General features: G+C 64.9%; 27 protein-coding genes and 1 tRNA gene. 11 read left to right on the top strand and 17 right to left on the bottom strand.

Annotated elements, in window-relative coordinates; translation table 11 throughout:
* Positions 1–4: 4 nt before the first annotated feature.
* From rapZ to KBB36_RS07955, 4 genes are all read right to left on the bottom strand, one after another.
* The gene (gene rapZ, locus KBB36_RS07970; protein ID WP_290978471.1) at positions 5–931 is read right to left on the bottom strand and encodes an RNase adapter RapZ; all 927 of its coding nucleotides are present in this window, start codon (positions 929–931) and stop codon (positions 5–7) included.
* Complete coding sequence (locus KBB36_RS07965) at positions 931–1,401, bottom strand: aldolase (RefSeq protein WP_290978470.1); 471 nt, start codon at positions 1,399–1,401, stop codon at positions 931–933. The genes rapZ and KBB36_RS07965 overlap by 1 nt, the downstream gene beginning before the upstream one ends.
* Before the next feature lie 75 nt (positions 1,402–1,476).
* Positions 1,477–3,090 (bottom strand): stimulus-sensing domain-containing protein, encoded by a 1,614-nt coding sequence (locus tag KBB36_RS07960; protein ID WP_290978469.1) that lies wholly within the window; start codon positions 3,088–3,090, stop codon positions 1,477–1,479.
* Between the two features lie 19 nt (positions 3,091–3,109).
* Positions 3,110–3,853: a response regulator transcription factor gene (locus KBB36_RS07955; protein WP_290978468.1), complete on the bottom strand. Its 744-nt coding sequence runs from the start codon at positions 3,851–3,853 to the stop codon at positions 3,110–3,112.
* A gap of 94 nt (positions 3,854–3,947) precedes the next feature.
* Between KBB36_RS07955 and KBB36_RS07950 the strand changes: the two genes are divergently transcribed.
* Both KBB36_RS07950 and KBB36_RS07945 read left to right on the top strand, forming a co-directional pair.
* Positions 3,948–4,361, top strand: coding sequence for a DUF2306 domain-containing protein (locus KBB36_RS07950; RefSeq protein WP_290978464.1), 414 nt, complete (start codon positions 3,948–3,950; stop codon positions 4,359–4,361).
* Positions 4,362–4,365: 4 nt separating this feature from the next.
* Positions 4,366–5,361, top strand: a complete 996-nt coding sequence (locus KBB36_RS07945; RefSeq protein WP_290978462.1) for an MBL fold metallo-hydrolase — start codon at positions 4,366–4,368, stop codon at positions 5,359–5,361.
* 7 nt (positions 5,362–5,368) lie between these two features.
* On the opposite strand, the gene KBB36_RS07940 is transcribed toward KBB36_RS07945, so the two are convergent.
* Complete coding sequence (locus KBB36_RS07940) at positions 5,369–5,746, bottom strand: VOC family protein (protein WP_290978460.1); 378 nt, start codon at positions 5,744–5,746, stop codon at positions 5,369–5,371.
* Positions 5,747–5,832: 86 nt separating this feature from the next.
* Here KBB36_RS07940 and KBB36_RS07935 point away from each other — a divergent pair, with 86 nt between their 5' ends.
* Positions 5,833–6,684, top strand: a complete 852-nt coding sequence (locus tag KBB36_RS07935) for an AraC family transcriptional regulator (protein ID WP_290978458.1) — start codon at positions 5,833–5,835, stop codon at positions 6,682–6,684.
* On the opposite strand, the gene KBB36_RS07930 is transcribed toward KBB36_RS07935, so the two are convergent.
* The 3 genes from KBB36_RS07930 to KBB36_RS07920 are packed head-to-tail and all read right to left on the bottom strand — an operon-like array spanning position 6,653 to position 8,747.
* Positions 6,653–7,144: a GNAT family protein gene (locus KBB36_RS07930; protein ID WP_290978456.1), complete on the bottom strand. Its 492-nt coding sequence runs from the start codon at positions 7,142–7,144 to the stop codon at positions 6,653–6,655. The two genes, KBB36_RS07935 and KBB36_RS07930, sit on opposite strands and share 32 nt — an antisense overlap.
* Positions 7,145–7,957 carry an ABC transporter permease gene (locus KBB36_RS07925; RefSeq protein ID WP_290978455.1) on the bottom strand — a complete coding sequence of 271 codons (813 nt, stop codon included), beginning with the start codon at positions 7,955–7,957 and terminating at the stop codon, positions 7,145–7,147. It abuts the gene before it with no gap.
* Positions 7,958–7,970: 13 nt separating this feature from the next.
* On the bottom strand, positions 7,971–8,747 hold the full coding sequence (locus tag KBB36_RS07920) for an ABC transporter ATP-binding protein (RefSeq protein ID WP_290978454.1): 777 nt from the start codon (positions 8,745–8,747) through the stop codon (positions 7,971–7,973).
* 131 nt (positions 8,748–8,878) lie between these two features.
* Here KBB36_RS07920 and KBB36_RS07915 point away from each other — a divergent pair.
* Positions 8,879–8,954, top strand: a tRNA-Phe gene (locus tag KBB36_RS07915).
* 19 nt (positions 8,955–8,973) lie between these two features.
* Here the strand turns inward: KBB36_RS07915 and KBB36_RS07910 are convergent.
* Positions 8,974–9,546 carry a DUF3291 domain-containing protein gene (locus KBB36_RS07910; RefSeq protein WP_290978453.1) on the bottom strand — a complete coding sequence of 191 codons (573 nt, stop codon included), beginning with the start codon at positions 9,544–9,546 and terminating at the stop codon, positions 8,974–8,976.
* Between the two features lie 9 nt (positions 9,547–9,555).
* The gene (locus KBB36_RS07905; RefSeq protein ID WP_290978452.1) at positions 9,556–9,831 is read right to left on the bottom strand and encodes a hypothetical protein; all 276 of its coding nucleotides are present in this window, start codon (positions 9,829–9,831) and stop codon (positions 9,556–9,558) included.
* Between the two features lie 118 nt (positions 9,832–9,949).
* Between KBB36_RS07905 and KBB36_RS07900 the strand changes: the two genes are divergently transcribed.
* The 4 genes from KBB36_RS07900 (at position 9,950) to KBB36_RS07885 (ending at position 14,464) form a co-directional block, all read left to right on the top strand.
* On the top strand, positions 9,950–11,170 hold the full coding sequence (locus tag KBB36_RS07900) for an aminotransferase class I/II-fold pyridoxal phosphate-dependent enzyme (RefSeq protein WP_290978451.1): 1,221 nt from the start codon (positions 9,950–9,952) through the stop codon (positions 11,168–11,170).
* 116 nt (positions 11,171–11,286) lie between these two features.
* The gene (locus tag KBB36_RS07895; protein ID WP_290978450.1) at positions 11,287–13,788 is read left to right on the top strand and encodes a DNA translocase FtsK; all 2,502 of its coding nucleotides are present in this window, start codon (positions 11,287–11,289) and stop codon (positions 13,786–13,788) included.
* 60 nt (positions 13,789–13,848) lie between these two features.
* The gene (locus tag KBB36_RS07890; RefSeq protein ID WP_290978449.1) at positions 13,849–14,121 is read left to right on the top strand and encodes a type II toxin-antitoxin system Phd/YefM family antitoxin; all 273 of its coding nucleotides are present in this window, start codon (positions 13,849–13,851) and stop codon (positions 14,119–14,121) included.
* Positions 14,122–14,128: 7 nt separating this feature from the next.
* The gene (locus tag KBB36_RS07885; protein WP_290978448.1) at positions 14,129–14,464 is read left to right on the top strand and encodes a type II toxin-antitoxin system RelE/ParE family toxin; all 336 of its coding nucleotides are present in this window, start codon (positions 14,129–14,131) and stop codon (positions 14,462–14,464) included.
* Here KBB36_RS07885 and KBB36_RS07880 read toward each other — a convergent pair.
* Both KBB36_RS07880 and KBB36_RS07875 read right to left on the bottom strand, forming a co-directional pair.
* Entirely contained in the window at positions 14,456–15,001 is a 546-nt protein-coding gene (locus KBB36_RS07880) for a methylated-DNA--[protein]-cysteine S-methyltransferase (protein ID WP_290978447.1), read from the bottom strand. The genes KBB36_RS07885 and KBB36_RS07880 overlap by 9 nt on opposite strands.
* Positions 14,998–15,525 carry an RNA methyltransferase gene (locus KBB36_RS07875; protein WP_290978446.1) on the bottom strand — a complete coding sequence of 176 codons (528 nt, stop codon included), beginning with the start codon at positions 15,523–15,525 and terminating at the stop codon, positions 14,998–15,000. The genes KBB36_RS07880 and KBB36_RS07875 overlap by 4 nt, the downstream gene beginning before the upstream one ends.
* A gap of 66 nt (positions 15,526–15,591) precedes the next feature.
* Here KBB36_RS07875 and KBB36_RS07870 point away from each other — a divergent pair, with 66 nt between their 5' ends.
* Positions 15,592–16,626: an asparaginase gene (locus KBB36_RS07870; RefSeq protein ID WP_290978445.1), complete on the top strand. Its 1,035-nt coding sequence runs from the start codon at positions 15,592–15,594 to the stop codon at positions 16,624–16,626.
* Here the strand turns inward: KBB36_RS07870 and KBB36_RS07865 are convergent.
* From KBB36_RS07865 to KBB36_RS07850, 4 genes are all read right to left on the bottom strand, one after another.
* The gene (locus KBB36_RS07865) at positions 16,620–17,441 is read right to left on the bottom strand and encodes a hypothetical protein (RefSeq protein WP_290978444.1); all 822 of its coding nucleotides are present in this window, start codon (positions 17,439–17,441) and stop codon (positions 16,620–16,622) included. The two genes, KBB36_RS07870 and KBB36_RS07865, sit on opposite strands and share 7 nt — an antisense overlap.
* Positions 17,413–18,594: a GTP-binding protein gene (locus KBB36_RS07860; RefSeq protein WP_290978443.1), complete on the bottom strand. Its 1,182-nt coding sequence runs from the start codon at positions 18,592–18,594 to the stop codon at positions 17,413–17,415. Before KBB36_RS07860 ends, KBB36_RS07865 begins: the two co-directional genes overlap by 29 nt.
* A 68-nt stretch (positions 18,595–18,662) precedes the next feature.
* The gene (locus KBB36_RS07855) at positions 18,663–19,076 is read right to left on the bottom strand and encodes a thermonuclease family protein (protein ID WP_290978442.1); all 414 of its coding nucleotides are present in this window, start codon (positions 19,074–19,076) and stop codon (positions 18,663–18,665) included.
* A gap of 149 nt (positions 19,077–19,225) precedes the next feature.
* Positions 19,226–20,518 carry a nucleotide sugar dehydrogenase gene (locus tag KBB36_RS07850; protein WP_290978441.1) on the bottom strand — a complete coding sequence of 431 codons (1,293 nt, stop codon included), beginning with the start codon at positions 20,516–20,518 and terminating at the stop codon, positions 19,226–19,228.
* 99 nt (positions 20,519–20,617) lie between these two features.
* Here KBB36_RS07850 and KBB36_RS07845 point away from each other — a divergent pair, with 99 nt between their 5' ends.
* Both KBB36_RS07845 and KBB36_RS07840 read left to right on the top strand, forming a co-directional pair.
* Positions 20,618–21,775 carry a glycosyltransferase family 4 protein gene (locus tag KBB36_RS07845; protein WP_290978440.1) on the top strand — a complete coding sequence of 386 codons (1,158 nt, stop codon included), beginning with the start codon at positions 20,618–20,620 and terminating at the stop codon, positions 21,773–21,775.
* A complete protein-coding gene (locus tag KBB36_RS07840; RefSeq protein WP_290978439.1) occupies positions 21,772–22,791 on the top strand; it encodes a glycosyltransferase family 4 protein in 1,020 nt (339 codons plus the stop codon). The genes KBB36_RS07845 and KBB36_RS07840 overlap by 4 nt, the downstream gene beginning before the upstream one ends.
* Positions 22,792–22,794: 3 nt before the next feature.
* Here KBB36_RS07840 and KBB36_RS07835 read toward each other — a convergent pair whose 3' ends face one another.
* Positions 22,795–23,772, bottom strand: a complete 978-nt coding sequence (locus KBB36_RS07835; RefSeq protein ID WP_290978438.1) for a CoA ester lyase — start codon at positions 23,770–23,772, stop codon at positions 22,795–22,797.
* Positions 23,773–23,790: the final 18 nt, after the last annotated feature.

The following is a 23,790-nucleotide window of genomic DNA, read 5'->3' as shown; positions in this document are numbered from 1 at the left end:
TCTCTTAATGCGGATGTCCGTCAGGGCCGGTCAGGTCGCGATCGCGGTGGCGCAGACTGACCGGATAGCCAGCCGAGCGCAAGCGCCCGGCGAGATCTTCAGCCACGCAAACCGAGCGATGGCGGCCGCCGGTGCAGCCCAGCGCGATGGTGAGAAAGCGCTTGCCCTCGGCGTCGAAACGCGGCAGCAGGCTTTCGATCATATCGGCTAGGCGGTGCATGAAAGGCGGATAATCGGGATCGGCGGCGATATAGGCGGCCACTTCGGGGTCGCTGCCCGGGCGCGGCCGCAATATCTCGTCGTAATGCGGGTTGCGCAGGAAGCGCACGTCAAAGACGAAGTCGGATTCGCGCGGCAACCCGAGGCGGTAGGAAAATGATGTAACCGAAATGCTCAGGGCCGGCGTGGCGAGCAGGCCGAAATAGGCTTGCAGCAGGCGGCGCAATTCCGGCAAAGCCAGCACCGAAGTGTCGAAGACATGATCGGCAATGCCGCGCAGTGGCGCCATCATGGCGCGTTCGGCGGCGATGCCATCGGCCACACCGCGATCATCGGCCAAGGGATGCCGGCGGCGCGTGGCGGTGAAGCGCTTGAGCAGCACTTCATCCTCGCATTCAAAATACACCAGCTGCACATCCAGTTCCGGCCGTGCCTTCAGATCGGCCACCAGCTGACCGAGCGCATTGGCATTGAAATCGCGCGTGCGGCTGTCGATGCCCACGGCGATGGCGCGGCGTGGCGGCACATCGCCCTCGGCGCCGTCGCTCACGGTCAGGCGGCGCAGCAGCGAGAGCGGCAGATTATCCACCGCCTCATAGCCCAGGTCTTCCAGCACTTTCAGCGCGCCGCTCTTGCCGGCGCCGGACAGGCCGCTGACCACCACCACGCGGATACGCTCATGCAGCCCGGGTTGCGTCTGTGGCTGTTGCATCAGGCCACGTCCGATCTGCTATCGGCATGCGCCTCGGCGGGCTGAAACAGCTGGCCGGCCCGGGCGCGCTCCAGGGCGTAACGCAGTTTGAGCGCTGCCGCAGCGGAAAAAGCTTCGGCCGCCAGCCTGGGCACGGCAATGCCAAACCAGTGTTCATAGGCCGGCTCGGGCAGGCGCGGCATATCTGCCAGCGGCACCAGGTCAACCACCAGGGCCAGCGGCGTAGGCGGTGCCGGCAACACCGGCACCGGGCCAAGGCCACGGATTTCCAGCAGGCCGAGCAGGCGCGGCGGCGCGCTGGCGATCAATTGCCCGGCCTGTGGTGTCAGCATGGTCTGGTCATCAGCCACCAATTGGCCGCCCAGCGCCAGCAGGCGCAAGGCCAGGTCGGATTTTCCAGCGCCGGACGGCCCGCGCAGCAGCACGGCAATCCCATCCAGGGCGACACAACTTGCATACAGTATATGCATGGCTGGGGAGCCTGCCGTTGTGCAGCGCACATGTCAATACGCCGTAACATTGCTCATGCCGCCGGCAGGCTGGCTTCAGAGCGGCAGACGCACAATGAAACGAGCGCCGGATGGCTTGTCGCGCCGGTTTTCCGCCCGGATATCACCGCCCAGCGACTGCACGATCTGGCGCGAGATTGACAGGCCAAGGCCGGAATGCAGGCCGAAAGCCTCGCTGCTCGGCCGTTCACTGTAGAAACGCTCAAAGATTGATTCCAGGTTTTCCGGCGGAATCCCGGGGCCGTCGTCGCTCACCGTGAACACTGCCCAGACGCCATCGCGGCGCAAAACCACTTCGATCACCCCATCCGCCGGGCTGAATGACACGGCATTGTCGATCAGGTTGCGCACCACCTGGCCCAGCCGGCTATCAAAGCCCGGTACCAGCAAAGGCCCGTTGCCGTCGCGGCGGTAATCCAGCTTTGGCTCGCCCGGTTTGGCCTGATCCTGGTATTGCGCTACCACGCTGCGCAGCAGGGCATCCAGATCAACCGGCGCCGCCTCGGCGCGGCCCAGTTCGGCATCCAGCCGCGAGGCTTCGGAAATATCGCTGATCAGCCGGTCCATGCGGCGCACATCATCCTGCATCACCGCCAGCAGGCGGGCGCGCGGCTCCGGCTTGTCGATGCGGGCAAAGGTTTCCATGGCACTGCGCAGGGAAGTCAGCGGGTTTTTCACTTCATGCGCCACATCGGCGGCAAAATGCTCAATGGCATCCAGCCGCTGCGACAAGGCCTGGGTCATGGCGCCCAGCACCACCGAAAGGTCGCCGATCTCGTCATGGCGCGCAGAGAAATCCGGGATATGCAGATGTGCGATACGGCCCTTGGCGGCGCGGATGCGGTCGGCGGCCTCGGCCAGGCGATGGATCGGGCGCACGATGGCGGCAGCCAGATAGAGCGAGGCGGCCACGGTGAAGCCGAGCACCAGGGCAAACAGCTTCATCACCGTCAGCCGTTCCTCACGCACCCTGGTATCGATCTCGGTGCTGTCGATGGTCAGCATCAGCGCGCCCACCACCTTGCGCAAACCCTGCACCGGCACCGCCACCGAGAGCATCATGCGGCCATCGCCGATATCGCGCAGGCCATTGGCATTCTCGCCATCCAGGGCCAGGCCCACTTCGCTGTAATCATTGGCATGAGCGAAGGGCAGCTCAGTGTAGCGCGGCAGGTCCAGCGTGGTCATGAACACCGCGTTGATCTTGTCATAGAGCTTGAACAATGCCTGATCCCAGGGCGGCTCGATATTCGGCGGCGGCAATTGCCGGGTCACCACGCCGCGCCCGGCGGCCAGCAGCAGCCGGCTATCGGCGATCAATTCACCCTCGCCATCAAACAGCCGCGCCCGGGCGCTGGATTGCGCGGAAAGCCGGCGCAGCAATTGCCGCGCCATGTCGGGGTCCAGGCTGGGGGCCAGTTCATAGGGACTGATGGCGGATTCGCCCAGCGCGCCGGCAATCAGGTTGCCCTCGAATTGCAGGGCATTAAGCCGGGTGTCGATCAGCCCGAGGCGGAACTGATCGAGATACAGAAATGCCACCGCCAGTAGGAAAGGCGCCGCCAGGTTGATCAGCAGGATGCGCCGGGTCAGCGGCGACATCAGGCGCCGCCTGGGGCGTGGCGGCGGCATGGTGGGTGCCGGGGTCATGGCCGCTCAGGCCTGCCGCTCACACCGCCTCGCTTTCCGCCGCCTCGCCGCCTTCCTTGATGGCGCTTTCCTTGAAGCGATAGCCAACGCCGTAGAGCGTTTCGATGGCGTCGAAATCGTCGTCCACCACCTTGAACTTCTTGCGCAGCCGCTTGATATGGCTGTCGATGGTGCGGTCGTCGACATACACATTGTCGTCATAGGCCGCGTCCATCAGCTGGTCGCGATTCTTGACATGGCCGGGGCGCTGCGCCAGTGCCTGCAACAGCAGGAATTCGGTCACCGTCAGCACCACATCGCCGCCGCGCCAGGTGCATTTATGGCGCGAGGGATCGAGCGTCAGCGGGCCGCGATGGATCATCTTGTCGGCTGCGGTTTCCTCGGCGCCGGGCTGGTTGGCTTCGGCGCGGCGCAGCACCGCCTTGATCCGCTCGATCAGCAAACGCTGGCTGAACGGCTTCTTGATATAATCATCGGCGCCCATCTTGAGCCCCAGCACCTCGTCGATCTCCTCATCCTTCGAAGTCAGGAAGATCACCGGCACCTGGCTGACACGGCGCAGCCGGGTCAGGGTTTCCATGCCGTCGAGGCGCGGCATCTTGATATCCAGGATCACCAGATCGGTGGGCTGCTGGGTCAGATTACGCAAAGCTTCGGCACCATCATTATAGGTGCGCACCTTGTAGCCTTCGGCTTCCAGGGCGATGGATACCGATGTGAGGATGTTGCGGTCGTCATCGACCAGGGCGATGGTGGCGCTCAAAATCCAGGCTCCCTTGCGGCTGCGTGACCATGGTCACAAGCATAAGATAGTTTAGCCGTAGGCGATTTTAAGCCCAGCCGCTAGCGTTTGCGGCATGAATATCGCCCCGCTGCTGGCCGCCCCGCCCGCCATTCAAATTCATCTTGGCAGTACGCTGCTGGCCCTGGTTCTCGGCACGATTGTGCTGCTGGGCCGCCCGGGCACGCTGCTGCATAAGGGTGGCAGCCTGCACAAGCTGCTTGGCCGCGTGTATGTCGGCCTCATGCTGCTGGCCTGCCTGAGTTCGTTTTTGATCACCGAAATCTTTCCCGGCAGCCTCAGTCCGATCCATATCCTGTCGGTGATAACCCCCACCGGCCTGGCCGGCGCCATCTATGCTGCCCGGCGCGGCAATATCCGCTGGCATCGTCGTGCCATGCTGATCGTTTACTGGAGCGGCCTGATCCTGACCGGATTCTTCACCCTGCTGCCCAATCGCCTGTTGGGCCAGATGCTGTTCGGAGCCTGAAGCGATGACGGACAAACCCTGGCACCACACTGCGCGCGGCTTCCGCAATCCGCCCGGCAGCCCGCATTTGAAGCCCGATGCCGGCACCTATTGGCGTTTCATCGGCCGCATGCTGCGGCAATCGCGCCAGCCGCAGGTGGTGCCGCCGGATCATGCGCTTGGGCCTGATGAAGCCCTGGCCGGCTGGCAGGCGCTGCAATCCGGCCCGGCATTGATGTGGCTCGGCCATGCCGCCTTCCTGCTGCGGCTGGATGGCCGCACGATTTTGCTTGATCCGTTCCTGGGCGACGAAGCCGGGCCGGTGCGCGGCCTGTCGCCCAAGCGTTTTGTGGCGCCGGGCCTGACGCCGGAGCAATTGCCGCCGATCGACATCCTGGCGATCAGCCATAACCATTATGATCATCTCTGCGCCGATACGCTGGCGCGGCTGCCCAATCGCGGTCGCACCACGCTGGTGGTGCCGTTGCGGCTGGGCAGTTATTTCCGCAAGCTGGGCTTCGGCCAGGTGGTGGAACTGGATTGGCATGAGCAGCATGAACAGCAAGGCCTGCGTATCACGGCCCTGCCGGCAATCCATTGGTCGAAACGCACGGCCTTTGATGCCAACCGCACGCTCTGGGCCGGTTTTGCCCTGGCCGGCGAGGGACTGAATCTCTGCTTCACCGGCGACACGGCCTATCACCCTGCCGTTTTCCGCGAGATCGGCCGGCGCCATGGCCCGTTTGATCATGCGCTGGTGCCGATTGGCGCCTATGAGCCGCGCGCTATCATGGCCGGGCATCACGCCAACCCGGAGGAAGGCGTGATGCTGGGCCGCGATATGGGCGCGCGCCGCCTGGTGGCGATGCATTGGGGCACGGTGATGCTGACCGACGAGCCGCCCTTTGAACCGCCGGGCCGCTTCCTTGCCGCCGCCGCTGCCGCCGGCTATGCGCCGGAAGATGCCTGGCTGATGCGGATTGGCGAAACCCGCGCCCTCAAGCCCTGGCCCCAGAACTAGGGCCGAACTAGGCCGGCTTGCCGCAATAAGCCTCGATGCGGTAGCCGTCCGGATCAATGACAAAGCCGGCATAATAATCGGCATCGTAATCCGGGCGCAGGCCGGGCTTGCCATTATCCTGGCCCTTGGCCTTGAGCGCCGCCTGGTGGAAGGCATCCACGCTGGCGCGGCTGGGTGCATCGAAGCAGATATGCAGCCCGGAATTGGGATCGGCCGGCACCGGGCTGTCGCTGGCGCCGATCCACAGCACCACCGCCTTGTCGCCATAGCCCAGCGAGGTGTCGCCGCTGCTCAGGCAGCGATAGCCCAGCGGCGCCAGCACCGTATCATAAAAAGTTTTGCTGCGGGCGATGTCGCGCACGCCGATGGAAAGATGGTTGATCATGGAAACTCCGTTTTTCGAAAGGGTGAGGCCGGCAGGATGGCGCAACTGCGGTTTCGCTACTTGGGGAATGTTGCTATAATTTTCTCATGAGCGATTTTTTGCCGATCCAGCCCGCTATCGCCGCCCGCGCCATGGCGCAGGGGCGCGGCTGGCGGCTGACCGAATTTGTCTGCCGCGCCGGTCCGGCTGACCGGCCGTTTGAGGAACAGCACGAACAGGTGTCGATTGCCGCCGTGCTGGAGGGATCGTTCAGCTATCGCGCCGATACCGGCCATGCCCTGCTGCATCCCGGCGCGCTGATGCTGGGCAATGCCGGCGCCTGTTATGAATGCGGCCATGATCATGCCACCGGCGATCGTTGCCTGGCGCTGCATCTGGCACCAGAGTTGTTTGCCGAGATCAGCGCCAGCGCCGCCGGCTCGGCGCGGTTCCGCTTTCCGGCCGCCATGCTGCCGGCGGGGCGCGACTTGATGGCGCCGCTGGTGGCTTTGCTGGCGGCCGGCGAGCAGCAACTGCCAGCCGAACAGGCGGCAATTCATCTGACCGAGCGGGTGGTGGCGCTGCTCTCCTGCCAGGCCGCGCCGCGCCTTGTGCTCAAGGCGCGCGATCAGCGCCGCATCGGCAATGCCTTGCAGCATATCGCCGCCCAGGCCGGGGAGCCGCTTGGGCTGGATGATCTGGCCGCCGTGGCCGGCATGAGCAAATATCATTTCCTGCGTTGTTTCCGCAGCGTTACCGGCCTGGCGCCCTATGAATATCTGCTCAATCTGCGCCTGCGCCGCGCCGCACTCAGGCTATGCCAAAGCAGCGCGCCGGTGGCCGCCATCGCCTTTGATTGCGGCTTTGGCGACCTGTCCACCTTCAATGCCCGGTTCAAGGCGCAATTCGGCCTGAGCCCGCGCCGTTTCAGGGCGCGGCATCGCTCGCCAGCCGGCTGAACAGCAGCACATCGCGCGGGCCACCATCGGCGCCGCTGCGATAGCCGCGCAGCCGGCCCTCGGGCTGGAAGCCGAGCCGCGCCAGCAATGCCTGGCCGGCGGCATTCTCCGGATCGAGCCGGGCGCCGATACGATGCAGCCGCAGGTCCTGGAAGCCGTAATCCAGCACCCGCCTTGCCGCTGCCAGCATATGGCCCTGGCGGCGCTGTTCCGGCCGCACCAGGCCACCCAGGCTGGCGCGGCGATGCAGGCCATCCAGGCCGCGCAGGCCAATCCAGCCAAACCCAGGCTGGCGCGGATTGGGCGCCAGCAGCCAGAGCAGGGCGGAACCCCGTTGCGCTTCGGCCAGCAGGCTTTCGGCCACCGCCGGCTCCAGCCCCAGGGCGCCGGCATCGCGCTGGCTCAGCGGCCGCAGGATCAGCCCTTCGGCTTTCAGCAGGGGGGTGGCGCCGGGCTGCATCTATTCGCCCTGGCCCAGCAACTGCCCGCCGCGCCGCGCCGCCTCGAACAAAGCCATGAAGGCGCCGAAGCCAAGCGCCAGATAGAGCAGATTGAGGCCGAAGGCGGCCCACATCAGGTCGGGCCGGAACTGGCCGTCCACCAGCAGGGCGCGCAGTCCCTCAAACACATAGGCCGGCGGGAAGCTCCAGGCGACATATTGCAGCCAGCCCGGCAGCACGCTGACCGGGTAATACACCGCCGCCACCGGCAAAAACAGGAAGGCGGCAGCCCAGGCGATATTCTCGGCCCCCAGGCCCTGGCGCATCACCAGGCCGCTCACCGCCAGGCCGATGGCCCAGCCGAACAGGGTGAGCGAGGCAAAGAAGCCGGCCAGCGCCAGACCCAGCGAATAGACTGAGAAATCAAAGAACCACCAGGCCGCCAGGCTGACCGGGATCATGCTGAACAGGGTGCGCAGCAGGCCCATGGTCAGCAAGGCGGCGGCGAATTCGCTCGGCCGCAGCGGGCTGACAAACAGGTTGCCGAGATTGCGGCTCCACATTTCCTCCAGGAAGGAAATCGCCACGCTGAGCTGGATGCGGAACATCGAATCCCACAGCATCATGCCGGCCAGCAAAAGCCCGAAAGCCTGGGCGATATAACTCGCCTTGCCCATCAGGAATTGCGACAGGAAACCCCACATCAGCATCTGCACCATCGGCCAGTAGATCAAATCCACCAGCCGCACCCAGGAGCCGAACAGCAGATAAAAATGCCGCCGCAGCAGCGCGCCGATGCGGTTGGGGCTGAAGCCCAGAATAACAATGCTCATGCCTGCCGCCGCCTTACACCAGAGACCCGTGAATTTCGGCCGCCTTGCCCTGGCCGCGTGCAATATCCAGGAAAACCTGTTCCAGATCGTCGCGGCCATAACGCGCCAGCAATTCCGCCGGGGTGCCGCGATCCACGATGCGGCCCTGCTTCATCATCAGCACCTGATCGGCCAGCCGCTCCACCTCGGCCATGTTATGCGAGGCCAGCAGCAAGGTGGCGCCGCGCTCGGCGCGATAGCGCTCCAAAAGGCCGCGCACCCAATCGGCGGTATCCGGGTCCAGGCTCGCCGTCGGCTCGTCCAGCAGCAGCAATTCCGGCTTGTTGATCAGGGCCTTGGCCAGCGCCACCCGGGTTTTCTGGCCGGCCGAAAGCGCGCCGGCGGGGCGTTGCAGCAGATGGCTGAAATCCAGCACCTCGGCCAGGTCGGCAATGCGCTTGGCCGGCTCGGCCACATCGTAAAGCTGGGCAAAGATGCGCAGATTCTGCCCCACGGTCAGCCGGTGCGGCAGATCAACATAGGGCGAGGAGAAATTCATCCGCGGCAGCACCAGATGGCGCTGGCGCTCCATATCGGCGCCCAGCACGGTGACGCTGCCCGCGCTCGGCTTCAGCAGCCCCAGCAGCATGGCGATGGTGGTGGTCTTGCCGGCGCCATTGCCGCCCAGCAGCGCCGTGGTGCTGCCGCGCGCTACGCTAAAGTCGATGCCGGCCACCGCCGGCACCAGATTCGGCGGCTTGCCATAGCTTTTGCTCAGGCCGCGCACCAGGATGGCGTGATTTTCGATCATTTTGACAACAATGCCCCGGGCGGCTTTTTTCTGGCCCCGGATATATGGACAGGCGGGGGGAGTTTGTCTATAACCGCGCCCCGTTACGCCCTTTTGTAACACCCCGTTGCGCCAGCCGGCGCGGCCGGTATGCCCAGGTAGCTCAGTTGGTAGAGCAGAGGACTGAAAATCCTCGTGTCGGCGGTTCAAATCCGTCCCTGGGCACCATTTTCCCCGCCAAATACTGCTAGCCCACCCCCTGCTGTCGCGCCAGGTTAAGCCCGGCATAATGCCGCACCGCGTCGCGGTCGAGCATCACCGGCCTACCTGCGGCGTCGAACGGGGTTTTCCAGGTGAAGGCTTGCGGCGTGGCGCCGTGATCATGCAGGGCTTCGAGCCGGGCCACGGCTTCCTGCCAGTCCGGCTGGTGATCGGCGGCCAGCCACCACAGCACATAGGGCGGCCAGGCCGGCTTTTGCGGCGGCGGCACAGGTTGCAGAAACCACTCGCGGCCATGCGCCAGGGCTTCGGCATGGATGCCGTGATAGCTGAAGGCAAACGGCGCCTCCAGGTCGCGCCACAGCGACAGGGTGGAGGGCGAATGCGCATCGGCGTGCTGCACATAAAAACGCGGATAGGCATGCGCGCCCCAGCTTGGCGGCCCGAGATCGCCGGCATAGCCCGAGCGGGCGATGAAGCCCTGGGCGCTTTCGGCGGCGGCCAGGTTGGCATCGTTGCGGGCATGGAAGCCGGCATTGGCCGGATCGGCCGAAGGCCGCCGGAAGATGCCAAAGGTGTAGAGTGCTACGCGATGCTGCATGGCGGCAGTTTAGCGCCGCAGGCCAAGCAAAGCCGCATGCAGCGCATCGTCGCGGATTTTCGGCAGGCTGGCCGTGAGCAAAGCCTGGAAGGCGGCGGCATCCGGCTCGGGCTGGCCTGATATCTGCCCGCCGAGCCGGGCGGCAACAAGCTGCCGAGCATCGGCATCCGGCGCCAGGCGCCATAATTCGGCCAGGCAGGCCTGCAATTCGGCTTGCGGCAGGAAGCCCATATAGGCATCCGGCGCAAAACGCGCAGCACAGCTTGGCGAGGCGGGCTCGGTCATGATCCGATTGTAGCATGGCCGGCGCCGCTGCCTATCAGCTTGCGGCGCGACTCCGGCGGGGTTAGGCTGGGCCGATTCGCGCCATCCCCGATTCGCCCCCTCAACTGCTTGATTTACAATGCTGAATAGCAATCTAGAGATTCTTTCCGACTATCCATTTCAGCGTCTGCGGGCATTGCTCGACAGCGAGCCTGCCAGCCATGGCCTGACGCCGATCAATCTGTCGGTGGGCGAGCCGCAGCATCCGTTGCCGGATATCGTGCCGGCGGCGCTGACCCGCGATCTTTCGGCGCTGAGCCGCTATCCCACCGCCAATGGCTCGCCGGCTTTCCGCGCCGCCTGTGCCGATTGGCTCAAGCGGCGCTATGCCCTGCCTGATGCGCTGCTTGATCCCGAACGCCAGATCGTGGCGCTGAACGGCACCCGCGAAGGGCTCTACATGCTGGCCCAGGTGGTGGTGCCGCCGCAGAAAAACGGCCAGCGCCCGGCAGTGCTGATGCCGAACCCGTTTTATCAGGCCTATATCGGCGCCACGGCGGCCAGCGGCGCCGAGGCGGTGTTTGTGCCGGCCAGCGCCGAGAACGGCTTTTTGCCGGATTTTGCCGGCGTGGCGCCGGAGATCCTGGCGCGCACCGCGCTGGTCTATCTCTGCTCGCCGGCCAATCCGCAAGGCACCGTGGCCAGCCTGGATTACCTCACCCGCCTGATCGAACTGGCGCGGCAATATGATTTTGTCATCGCCTTCGATGAATGTTACGCCGAAATCTACGATGCCGCGCCGCCGCCGGGTGGCCTGGAAGCCGCCATGGCGCTGAGTGGCGGGCGGGCCGGCGATGCTGCGTTGAACAATGTGGTGGTGTTCCATTCGCTGTCGAAACGCTCCTCGGCGCCCGGCCTGCGCTCCGGCTTCTGTGCCGGCGATGCGCGTATCACGCAGGAATTCATCAAGCTGCGCAATTATGGCTGTGCCGGCATGATGATGCCGGTGGTGGAAGCCTCCACCGAGCTGTGGCGCGAGGAAAGCCATGTTGAAGCCAACCGCACGCTCTATCGCGAGAAATTCGACATAGCGCAAAGCATCCTGGGCAACCGTTTCGGCTTCTACCGGCCGGCTGGCGGCTTTTATCTGTGGCTCGATGTGGGCGATGGCGAGGCGGCCGCTGTGAAGCTGTGGCGCGAAGCCGGCCTGCGCACCCTGCCGGGCGCCTATCTGGTGCGAGACACGGGCGATGCGGTGTCGGCCGCCGCCGGCAAGCCTTACCTGCGCGTCGCCCTGGTTTGCGAATTGGAGCAGACCCGCGAGGCAATGCAACGGTTCAGTAAGGTTTTGGGGGGTTAATTGACAGGCTGGCGCAGGCGTGTGCCGTGTCGGCGGAGGTTTATTGGATGAGGGGCGGCATGCGTGCCAAATCGGCTCGGAAACCGCGGTTTTTCCCGCAGGGATTTGACAGCTTCATGCGCCAGCGGGCGCAGGAGGGCGGCGGCGTGTTGCTGCTCGGCTGCGGCTTCCTGCTGGCGTTGGCGCTGGCCACCTATACCGAAGCCGATCCGAACCTGAACCACGCCACCCGCGAATTGGCGCAGAACTGGCTTGGCCGGCCCGGCGCCTATCTGTCTGATCTGCTGCTGCAAACCCTGGGGCTTTCGGCCTGGCTGCTGGTGGCGTTGCTGGCCACCTGGGGTTTCCGGGTTGCCTCGCATCGTGGCCTGCCGCGCTGGTGGCTGAATGTGGCGCTGGTGCCGCTCACCCTGCTGCTTTCGGCCGCCTTTGCCGCCGCTTTGCCGTTGCCGGCTTCCTGGACTTTACGCACTGGCCTGGGCGGCATCCTGGGCGACTGGCTGATGTATCGCCAGCTGGTGCCGCTGGCGGTGCAGTTCGGCCTGCCGATTTCCGCCGTGTTGCCGGGTGCGCTCTGCCTTGGCCTGGCGGCGGTGTGTTTCTATTTCTGCTCCGGCCTGTCGCTGGGTGAATGGCGCCAGGTTGGCAGCGGCATCGGTTTCGGCGCTGCTGCCACTGCCGGGCTGACCGCGCAGGGCCTGTATCAGGGCGGCCGGGCGGCGATCCGCGCCGGCGCCGAGGCGCAGGATTTCATGGGCCGGGTCAAGGCCGGTTTCGGCGCCGTGTTTGCGCGCCGCGCCGTGGATGCCGAGGATGACGATTACGCAACCCCGGCGCCCGAACAGGCCCGCGCCGTGAAACGCGCCGAGCCGCGCCTGACCGCGCGCGCCAAGCAGCCGCCGCAGGCCGATGAGATCGAGGCCGATGACGACGCCTATCTGGATGACGAGGATGCCGAGGAGCGTGGCCGCGAGGCGATGACCCTGCCGCCGGCGCGTAAACTGGATGAAGCCAGCCGGGTTGAGCGCCGTCAGGAGCGGCCCAAGCCGGGCAAGCGGGTGGCCGCCGAGGCGCAACCCAGCCTCAAGCTGGGCGATGGCAGCAATTTTGAATTGCCCGAACTGGGCCTGCTCAAGCCACCGCCGGCCGATGCTGTGCGCGAGAAGATCAACGAGGAAGCGCTGGAGCAGAATGCGCGGATGCTGGAATCCGTGCTCAGCGAATTCGGCGTGCAGGGTGAGATCGTCAAGGTGCGCCCCGGCCCGGTGGTGACGCTGTATGAACTTGAGCCGGCGCCCGGCACCAAATCCAGCCGTGTCATCGGTCTGGCAGATGATATCGCCCGCTCGATGAGCGCACTCTCCGCCCGTGTTGCAGTGATCCCGGGCCGCAACGCCATCGGCATCGAATTGCCCAATGCCAAGCGCGAGACGGTTTACCTGCGCGAATTGCTGGCTTCGGCCGAATTCGAGAATTCATCCAACAAGCTGGCTTTGGCTTTGGGCAAGGATATCGGCGGCGCGCCGGCCATTGCCGATCTCACCCGCATGCCGCATCTGCTGGTGGCCGGCACCACCGGCTCGGGCAAGTCGGTGGCGATCAACACCATGATCCTCAGCCTGCTGTATCGCCTCACCCCGGATCAGTGCCGCTTCATCATGGTCGATCCGAAGATGCTGGAATTGTCGGTTTATGACGGTATCCCGCATCTGCTGGCGCCGGTGGTGACCGAGCCGGGCAAGGCGGTGGTGGCGCTGAAATGGACCGTGCGCGAGATGGAGGACCGCTATCGCAAGATGTCGGAACTCGGCGTGCGCAATATCGCTTCCTATAACGAACGGCTGGCGCAGGCCCGCGTCAAGGGCGAGGCCCTGGGCCGCACGGTGCAGACCGGTTTCGATCCGCAAACCGGCAAGCCGATCTTCGAGGAACGCCCGCTCGATCTCAATCCGCTGCCCTTCATCGTGGTGATTGTGGATGAGCTGGCCGACCTGATGCTGGTGGCCGGCAAGGATATCGAAGCCGCGATCCAGCGCCTGGCGCAGATGGCGCGTGCCGCCGGCATCCACCTCATCATGGCGACGCAACGGCCTTCGGTGGATGTCATCACCGGCACCATCAAGGCCAATTTCCCCACCCGCATCTCGTTCCAGGTCACCTCCAAGATCGATAGCCGCACCATTCTGGGCGAGATGGGTGCCGAGCAATTGCTCGGCATGGGCGACATGCTCTACATGCCCGGCGCCGGCCGTATCCAGCGTGTGCATGGCCCCTTCGTCACCGACGAGGAAGTTGAACGTGTGGTCAAGATTCTGAAGGACCAGGGCGAGCCGGTCTATGTCGAAGCCGTGACCACCGATAACGAAAGCAAGTTCGGCCTGCCCGGCATGGGTGGCAGCGAGGATGGCGACGAGAGCGACACGCTCTACGATCAGGCCGTGGCCCTGGTCTGCCGCGAGCGCAAGGCCAGCACCAGCTTCATCCAGCGCCATTTGCAGATCGGCTATAACCGCGCCGCCCGCATCATGGAACGCATGGAAAAGGAAGGCGTGGTCGGCACCGCCAACCATGTCGGCAAACGCGAAGTGCTGGCCCGCGATATCGAGGCGGCGGAGTAGGGGCTTCACGCTGGTCTAAATTCGGTCTATCTTTAGCCCATCACGAAGAAGGGCCGGACCATGAAACTCGCCGACCGGGTGAAGCCGATAAGTTACCTCAAGGCGCATGCGCCGGATGTCATCCGTGAATTGGCCGATCATGGCGAACCGGTGATCGTCACCCTGCATGGCGAGGCCAAGGCGGTGTTGCAGGATATCGCCAGCTACGAACAGACCCAGGAAACCCTGGCTTTGCTGAAAGTGCTGGCGCTGACCACGCAGCAGGTTGAAGCTGGCAGGATCAAGCCGGCAAAACAGGCTTTCGCTTCCATCCGGGCGCGCTTAAAGGATTAGGCCGGCTTTGCGCTACGAGGTTTTTCTGGCCGAGGCTGCCGAGCGGGATATTCTCGATATCCATTACTTTGTTGCCGCGCAGGATGGCTTGCAGAAGGCTGATGCTTTACTGCAACGGCTTGAAGCTGCCTGCCTGCGGCTCGCACAGCTGCCGATGCGTGGCCATGCGCCCAAGGAATTGCAGGCGCTTGGCATCACGGATTTCCGCGAAGCCCATTTTAAACCCTATCGCATTATCTACCGCGTGATGGGCCAGCAGGTGATTGTCTATTGCGTCGCCGATGGCCGACGGGACATGCAAAGTCTGCTGCAAAGGCGGCTGCTACGATCAGGCTCAGAATAAACTCGGCTGCCGGTTATCCGGGGCGCCGCCGCCTTCGATGGCGAGCAGCTTGAGTTTGGTCTCGCGCCCGCCCGGCGCCGAGAAGCCGCCGAGTTTGCCGTTGGCCGCCACTACGCGGTGACAGGGAATGATCACCGGGATCGGGTTCTTGCCGAGCGCATGTCCCACGGCGCGGGCATCGCCGGCCTCGCCTTCATCAAGCTCGGCGGCAATCGCGCCATAGGTCATGGTCTCGCCGGGCCTGAGCCGGCTGATCACGGCATAGACGCGGCGATGGAAAGCCGGCAGGCCTGCGGTATCCAGCGGCGCGTTGCTGAAAGTCACCGACCGGTCGCCGGCCAGCAAAGCCTGGATGCCGGCGATGGCCTGGGCGATGGCGGCAGGCGGCGCGGCTTCCTGCGCTGCCGGATGCTGCCGCAGCAGCCGGGCACGGGTGGCCTGGCGGTTCAGTTCAGGCAATTGCACGGCTGCAATGCCGCGTTCGCCCCATAGGATGCCGCAGGGGCCGAGCGCAGTATCGAACAGCGCAAAATTCATGATTCCACAATGCGCTTGCGCTGGCGGCCGCCTTTGTCTTCCGGCCAGGTCGGCTTGCCCAGCGGCGAGAGCGGGCGTTCGGCAAATTTGCCCAGCGTGATCAGCCGGTCATACATCACGATGGCGCCGGCCACACCGACATTGACGCAGAAGCTGGTCGGGATTTTGATCACATGGTCGCAGCGGGCCACCAGTTCCGGGCTGAGCGAGCCTTGCTCCGGCCCCAGCACATAGGCGGCGCGCTGCGGGTGGCGGAAACTCGGCAGGTCCACCGCCTGGTCGAGCAATTCAATGCCCACCAGCTTGCAGCCCTGCGGCAGTTTCAGGTCGGCCGGCTTGTCGTAGGTATACCAGGGCAGGTTATCCGGCGTGCGGCTGGTATCCGAGCGCGCCGCATTCACCGAATAGGCCGCGTCGATGGTGAACACAAAGCCGGCGCCAAAAGCATGCGCGGTGCGAAACAGCGTGCCGGCATTCATCGGCTTGCTCATCCGTTCCACACCCACGCCAAAAAAGCCGCGCATCGCCAGAATCCCTTATTGCTGCTATAAAATGCCCGTATCCCGGAGAAAACCCCAGGAGTATAGCCGATGGTCGGTTCCTATGGTCCCCTGCCCAGTCCGGGCGAGCGGCCCTTTATCGTAGAAGTGCGGCGCGGCGCGCAAGTGGAAAGCCGCCATGCCGTGATTGCCGCCGTGGTGGATGCCGATGGCCGGCTGGTGGCTGGCTGGGGCGATGTTGAAAGCATCATTTTCCCGCGCTCGTCCAACAAGGCGTTCCAGGCGCTGCCGCTGATCGAATCCGGCGCCGCCGATGCCGCCGGCTTGAGCAATGCCGAAATGGCGATGGCCTGCGCCAGCCATGGCGGCGAGGCACGCCATACCGAAACCGTGGCCGGCTGGCTCGGCCGGCTCGGCCTGGACCATACGGCGCTGGAATGCGGCGCGCATTGGCCCTATCACGAGGAAACCGCCCGCGATCTGGCCCGCGCCCATGCGCTGCCCACGGCCTTGCATAACAATTGCTCGGGCAAACATGCCGGCATGGTCACGGTGGCGCAGCATCTGGGCGAGGCTTTGCAAGGCTATGTCAGCCCGGATCATCCGGTGCAGCGCCGGGTCACGGCGGTGATCGAGGATGTGTGCGGTGTGCGGCTGCTGCCCGATGCCTTCGCCACCGATGGCTGCTCGATGCCCACCATGGCCTTGCCGATCAACAAGCTGGCTTATGGCTTTGCGCGTTTTGTCACCGGCCAGGGCCTGGCGCCGGAACGCGCCAAGGCGGCAAAGCGGCTGGCGGCGGCCGTGCTGGCCGAGCCGTTTTTTGTTGCCGGCAGCGGGCGCTTCTGCACCGCCGTGATGCAGGCCGGCGGCGGCCGTTTCATTGCCAAGACCGGCGCTGAAGGGGTTTACACCGCAGCTTCCGCCGAGCTTGGCCTGGGCATTGCGCTCAAGGTGGTGGATGGCACGGCGCGCGCCGCGCAAACCGCTTTGGGTGGCCTGCTGGAATATCTCGGTCTGCTGGATAATGCCGCACGGGATGAATTGCGGCCGCTGGTGGAGCCGGTGCTAAGCAACTGGCGTGGCCTGCGGGTCGGCGATATTGGCCTGGAGCCGGCTTACTGATTGCCGGTTTGAACCTGCGCCAGCGCCGCGCCCAGCGCGGCCTCTGCTGCCAATGCCTGGCGCACATCGCGCCCGGCCTTGTGCGCCCAGGGCCGTGCCAGCCGGATCGGTGCGCCGAGCCGGCGATGCAGCCGGCTTAGCTCGGCCTGCACTGCCGGGCTGGCGCCCTGCACCAGCAATAGTGCAATCGGTGCCAGCAGCGGGGCTGCCGGATTTCTGTCATAGCGCGTCAGCGAATAGAGCAGCAGCAGGCAGTCGCGCGCCTGGCGCTGGGCCAGGTTCATGCCCGGCAGGTCATGGTCTTCCAGGTCAAGCAGGCCGGGCGTGCCGTCGCGCCAACTGAAATTGCGAATCTGTGCACCGCCATGCCATTCGCCGGCAGCATGCAGGCGCAGCAGCAGCGTGGCGCAAGCCGCAATCATGCCATGGCGCCGGGTGGCGTCATGTTCGGCATTCAGCAGGCTTTCCACGCTGATGCCGCCATCACCCAGCACCAAGTATTGCGCATCGGCAAACACCACGTCCGGCACCGGCCAGCCGCCCTGATGCAGGTGGCGCAGGGCGGCGGCTTCATCGGCCAGGCGGCCAGTACGAGGCGGTTTCAGCACCGCCAGGCCAAACAGCATGGCCAGGCCGCGCTGCATCAGCACGGATGAGCGCAGGCGCGGCAGGCCCGGCCGCTTCACCCAGTAGCGCCGGCCCGCAACACTCAGGCTGAACACCCGCTCGCGCGCCGTGCCGGCCATGCTGCGGATGGCCGCTGCCAGTTCAGGCGTCAGCATCGCCTCAGCGCGTGCCGTGTGACGCAGTGTCAAGGCTGGCAGCCGGGGCAGCCTCGGCCTGCGCCAGGGCAGAGAAGGTCTGCTCGATCACCTCGCGGCCCAGATCGCGGGTGATGAACACGATCTTGCTGCGCCGGTCGGCATCCGGCCAGGCCGGGATGGTGGCAGGCGGATGGAACATGTGCTGCACCCCATGCACCACCACCGGGCGATCCACGCCTACCACATTCACCAGGCCCTTCACGCGCAGCAGATTATCGCCGCGATAGGCCGCCAGCAGGTCCAGCCAGGTCGCCAGCGTGTTCCATTCAAACGGCGTGTCGAAGGTGAGGCAGAAGGAACTGATCGAGGCATCATGCCGGTTCACATCCAGCTTGCCATCCGGGGTCATCGGATGACCATGCGCATCGTGCCCGTGCTCATGATCGTGCCCATGATCGTGCCCATGGTCATGATCGTGATGATGGCCATGTTCGTGGTCATGATGGTGATGGTCGTGGCCGCCATAGGCTTCGGCGCGCAGCCAGTTCTGCACATCGTAGCTCTTGCGGCTTGGATCGTAGAGCCCGGCATTAAACAGCTTGTCCGGTTCCACCTCGCCATCCACCACGGTCAGGATCGGTGCGCCGGGATTAAGATGCTGCAAGCGGTGGCGCAATTCGCCCACCAGCGCGGCAGGCGCCAGATCGGTTTTGCTCAGCACCAGGCGGTCGGCCACGGCAGCCTGTTTCACGGCTTCCATGTGGTTGTCCAGCGTGGCGCTGCCATTCACCGCATCCACCAGCGTCACCACACTTTCCAGCCGGAAACGCTCGGCCACCACGGCGTCGCTCATCAGCGTGTGCAGCACCGGCGCCGGATCAGCCAGGCCGGTGGTTTCGATCACCACGCGGCGAAACGGTTTCACGGCGCCGCTTTCGCGCTTCTGCATCAATTCGCGCAAAGTGTTCACCAGGTCGCCGCGCACGGTGCAGCACAAGCAGCCGGAAGACAGCAGCACGGTATCCTCGCTGCTGGAGGCGATCAGCGCATGATCCAACCCGATCTCGCCGAATTCGTTGACGATCACGGCGGTTTCGCCCATCGCCGGATGGCGCAGCAGGCGGTTGAGCAGGGTGCTCTTGCCGGCGCCGAGAAAGCCGGTGATGACGGAAACGGGGATGCGGTAATCGATCTGGCCGGTCATGGAATTGTCTCCTTGTGCCGTCTATTTCGGCCGAGATGGCGCAGAAGTCCAGTGCCTGATGTTACATTCTAACACCAGGGCCGCTTGCGGCCGCCATCGTAGCGGCGTGCCAGGCCCTGGGCGATCAGCGTTTCGCCCAGGTCGCTGCTGCCATCGGCGCTTTGCACCCGGCCCACCACGCGGCGGCCGTATTTGTCATGGATCAGGTCGCGCAGCACCACGCTGCGATGCTGCTCCAGCCAGGCTGTGGCCTGCCGGCTGGCGGCGGCGGCGGCCTCGCGTTCGGCAGCGCATTGGCTGCGGCGCTCCGGCGTGTCGATGCCTTCCAGCCGCACCCGGGTGGTGACGCGCTGGTCGAGCCAGATCAGCGCCACCACTTCCAGCGTGTCGCCATCGATCACCCGGGCCTGCTCCACCGCCACCGGGCCGCGCAAGCCAGGCTCCGCTGCGGCCAGGGGTAGGGCAAAGCTCAGCGCGGCCATAACAAGGCCGGGAATAGAAAAAATACATGCTCTCAATTTTCCATGCATACTTTTACGCGAGTTTCCGGAACAAATGATCCCGACATGTTCTCATTTTATCGAAAACTTGTCCGGTAGCAATCGTTCCGTTGCTCAGGGATGCAGGGCTTTTACAATACCCAGCGCTTGAGGCCGGCGGGCAATTCAAGGCCGCGCCACATGCCTTTCAGGTCGGCCACCAGTCCGTCAGGCTTAACCAGGGCGGCAAGCTGGCTTGGGCTGAGGCTGCGGTAGACCTCATGCGGCACGGCGCCGAGCACGGCATCGAAGCCGGCCAGGCCCTCCAGGCGCGGGGTCAGCATGATGCCATATTCATGCTGTGCCTCGTTGGGATCGGCCAGCGGATCATGCACCGCCACGCGATGGCCCAGGCCTTCCAATGCGCGGACCAGATCGGCCACCTTGGAATTGCGCAGGTCGGGCACGTCTTCCTTGAAGGTCAGGCCCAGCACCAGCACGCGGCCAGGGGCAGAACCAGGGCCGCCCATGCCGGCATGCACCTGTTCGGCAACAAAGCGGCTCATGCCATCATTGATGGCGCGGCCGGCCAGGATGATGCGCGGATCGTGGCCCAGCGCCTGGGCGCGATGCGCCAGGTAATAGGGATCAACGCCGATGCAATGGCCGCCCACCAGGCCGGGCTGGAATTTCAGGAAATTCCACTTGGTGCCGGCAGCTTCCAGCACGTCATGGGTGGAGATGCCCAGCTTGCCGAAGATCATGGCGATCTCGTTCATGAAGGCGATATTGATATCGCGTTGGGCATTTTCGATCACCTTGGCCGCCTCGGCGGTTTTGATCGTTGGTGCCAGATGGATGCCGCCACTGGTGACGCGGCCATAAACCTCGGCCAGCATCGCCGCCACGGCGGCATTCTCGCCGGCCACGATCTTGGCGATCTTGTCCACCGTATGCACCTTGTCGCCGGGATTGATGCGCTCGGGCGAATAGCCGAGGAAAAAATCCACGCCCTGCTGCAAGCCGCTCGCCTGGGCCAGGATCGGCCCGCAGATTTCCTCGGTCACGCCGGGATAGACCGTGCTTTCGAATACCACCACGGCGCCCTTGGCCATGGCAGCACCAACACTTTTGGAAGCCGAGCGCACCGGGCGCAGATCGGGTTCGTTCTGGTCATCCACCGGGGTCGGCACGGTGACGATATACAGCGCCTTGCCTTTGATCGTGGCGGCATCGGCGCTCAGTTGCAGTGTCGAGGCGCGCAAAGTGGCGCTTTCCACTTCGCGGGTGCGATCCTCGCCGCGCTGCAATTCCGCCACGCGGCCCTGGTCGATATCATAGCCGATCACCGGAAAATGCCGCGCCAGCGCCACGGCCAGCGGCAGGCCGACATAGCCCAGGCCAACAACAACGATGCTGTGCGGTAGCGGAAATGAAGCGGTCACGGCGAATTCCAGGCTGGGGTGAACCGGCAGCAGGGGTAGCCCGCCGCCTGCGGGGTGTCAATCTCTTGACCCGCCCGGAGGGGCAGGGTACAGCCGGTCATGGCCCGTCGCCTGCTGATCATTGTCCATGAGGCATTGTTTTTTGCCACCCACCGCCTGCCGGTGGGCCGCGCCATGCTGGCGCGCGGCTGGGAAGTGCATGTGGCAGCGCCGCCCGATGCAGATATGGCCGCCCGGTTGCAGGCCGAGGGCTTCATCCTGCACCCAATTCCGCTGGCCCGTGGCGGCCAGAACCCGCTGGCCGAATTTCGCCTGATGCTGGCTTTGCTGGCGCTTCTGCGCCGCCTGCGGCCGATGCTGGTGCATCATGTGTCGATGAAGCCGGTGATCTGGGGCGGCATGGCCAGCCGGCTGGCCGGAGTGAAGGCGGCGGTGCATGCCATCACTGGCCTGGGCTTTGTGTTCATCCGCCAGGATTTGAAGGCCCGGCTGCTGCGTGCCGTGATCCGCCGGCTGTATCGTTTTGCGCTTGGCCATCCGAATGGCCGGGCGATTTTCCAGAACCCGGATGATCTGGCGCTGTTCCAGGCCAATGCCATGGTGCGGCCCGGGCGCTGGTGCATGATCAAGGGCTGCGGTGTTGATATGGCGGCATTTCCAGCGCGGCCGGAGCCGAGCGAGCATAGCCATGGGGCGCCGGTGGTGATGTTTCCGGCCCGCCTGCTGGGCGACAAGGGCGTGAATGAATTTGCCACTGCCGCCGCAGAATTGCGGGCCGAAGGTGTGGCGGCGCGCTTTGTGCTGGTAGGCCGGCGCGATCCGGATAATCCCACCGATATTGGCGAAGCCAGGCTGAAGCAATGGGTGGATAGCGGCCTGATGGAATATTGGGGTTTCAGCACCGATATGGCGGCAACATTGGCGCAGGCCGATCTGATCGTGATGCCGAGTTATCGCGAGGGCCTGCCGCGCGGCCTGATCGAGGCGGCGGCGACCCAGCGCGCCATCATCACCGCCGATGTGCCGGGCTGCCGCGAAGTGGTGCGGCATGAGCAGAATGGCCTGCTGGTGCCGGTGCAGGATGCGGCGGCCACAGCGGCGGCAATGCGGCGGCTGATCCTGGATGCGGATTTGCGCCGCGCCCTGGGCCGGCGCGGCCGCGCCATCGCCGAGGCGGAATTCTCTGTGGAGCATTTTGTCTCGGAAAGCCTCAAGGCTTATGACGCGGTGTTGCAGCCGCTGGGAGAGCGGGCATGATCGGGTCCGAGGCTTGGCTCCTGGCGCTCGGCTTTGCGGCCCTGGCCGGCATTGGCACGGCTTTGCTGCTGCTGCCGCTGATCGTGTGGCTGAAAACCCGCGCCGTGCTAGACCTGCCCAATGCGCGGTCCAGCCACACCCAGCCCACGCCGCGCGGCGGCGGCATCGCCGTGGTGGCGATGGTGCTGGCGCTGGGCCTGCCCTGGGTAACGCTGACCGAACAATTCGCCAATGGCCTGCTGCTGGTGGGTTTTCTGGTGCTGGCGCTGCTATTCTGGTTTGACGACCGGCTGGGCGGCCTGCCGATCAGCCTGCGGATGGGGGCGCAGGCATTGGCGGTGGCCCTGGTGTTGGGGCAATTGCCGCCCGAGGCGCGCATTGCCAGCGGCATGCTGGCGGATTGGCTGCCCTTGTGGCTGGAACGGCTGCTGTGTTTCCTGGCCTGGCTGTGGTTCGTCAATCTGTTCAATTTCATGGATGGCATCAACGGCATCACCGGCGTTGAGATGGTCGGTATCGGGCTTGGGTTGGCGGCCTGCGCGGCTTTGGCCGGGTTTGGCGCCGCACCGGCCGGGCTGGCGCTGATCGTGGCCGGGGCCGGCTTGGGTTTCCTGCGCTATAATTGGGGCCAGGCGCAGGTTTTTATGGGTGATGTCGGCTCGGTGCCGGTGGGCTTCCTGCTCGGCGGCCTGCTGTTGCAGGCAGCGCTCAGCGGCCTGTGGGCGGCGGCTTTGATCCTGCCGCTCTATTACTGGTTCGATGCCACCATCACGCTGCTGCGCCGTGCCTTGAAGCGCGAACGCATCTGGCAGGCGCATCGCCAGCATTTTTATCAGCAGGGCGCGCGCAAGGCCGGCGCCCATGCCCCGGTGGCCGGCAAGATCGCGCTGCTGAATGCGGCGCTGATCGGTCTGGCCCTGCTGGCACAATCAGGGCCGCGCCCCTGGTCGGAGATCGCGGCCCTGTTGCTTGGTCTGGTGCTGGTGCTGGCGCTGTGCCGGCACTTCAAAGAGTGAAAATCAGCCGCGCTTGATCAGCTCGTATTGCTGCACCAGGGCTTCGGCCTGGCGGATCGAGGCAATGTCGATCAGCTTGCCATCCAGCGCCACCGCGCCCAGGCCATCGGCCTGTGCCTTGGCCATGGCTTCCAGAATACGCCGCGCCTTGGCCACTTCGGCTTCCGGCGGGGTGTAAACCTCGTTGGCCAGCGGAATCTGGCTCGGATGGATCGCCCATTTCCCTTCACAGCCGAGAATGGCGGCGCGGTTGGCTTGCGCCTTGTAGCCTTCCGCATCGGAGAAATCGCCGAACGGGCCATCAATCGGGCGGATGCCGTTGGCGCGAGCCGCCACCACCATGCGGCTGATGGCGTAATGCCACATATCGCCCCAGAAATAGTCGCGCGGCTTGTCGCCGTCCTTGTCGGTCAGCACACCATACAACGCGTTCGGGCCGCCGATGGAGGTGGTGCGGGCGCGGGTGCTGGCGGCATAATCCGCCACGCCGAAATGCAGGCTTTCCAGGCGCGGGCTGGCGGCGGCAATCTCGTTGATATTCTGCATGCCCAAAGCGGTTTCGATAATCGCTTCGATGCCGATGCGGCGCTTGAAGCCCTTGGCGGTCTCGATCTGGGTCAGCAGCATGTCCACGGCGTAGATATCGGCGGCGGTGCCCACCTTGGGCACCATGATCAGGTGCAGCTTGTCGCCGGCCTGCTCCACCACATCCACCACATCGCGGTACATGTAATGCGTATCCAGGCCGTTGATCCGCACGCTGAGGGCCTTGTTGCCCCAGTCAATATCATGCAGCGCCTGCACAATATTCTTTCGCGCCTGCGGCTTGTCGTCGGGCGCCACCGCGTCCTCAAGGTCCAGGAACACCACGTCGGCAGCGGATTTGGCTGCTTTTTCAAATAGTTTGACGCTGGAGCCAGGCACCGCCAATTCGCAGCGGTTGAGCCGGGGCGTGGTTTGGGTGACGGTTTTGAAGCTCATGGCGCGTTAAGTCTCCCT

The organism is Ferrovibrio sp., assembly GCF_017994015.1.
GTDB lineage: Bacteria > Pseudomonadota > Alphaproteobacteria > Ferrovibrionales > Ferrovibrionaceae > Ferrovibrio.
The sequence above is the reverse complement of the archived record's forward strand: the minus strand, read 5'-3'. Positions and strand labels throughout refer to the sequence as shown.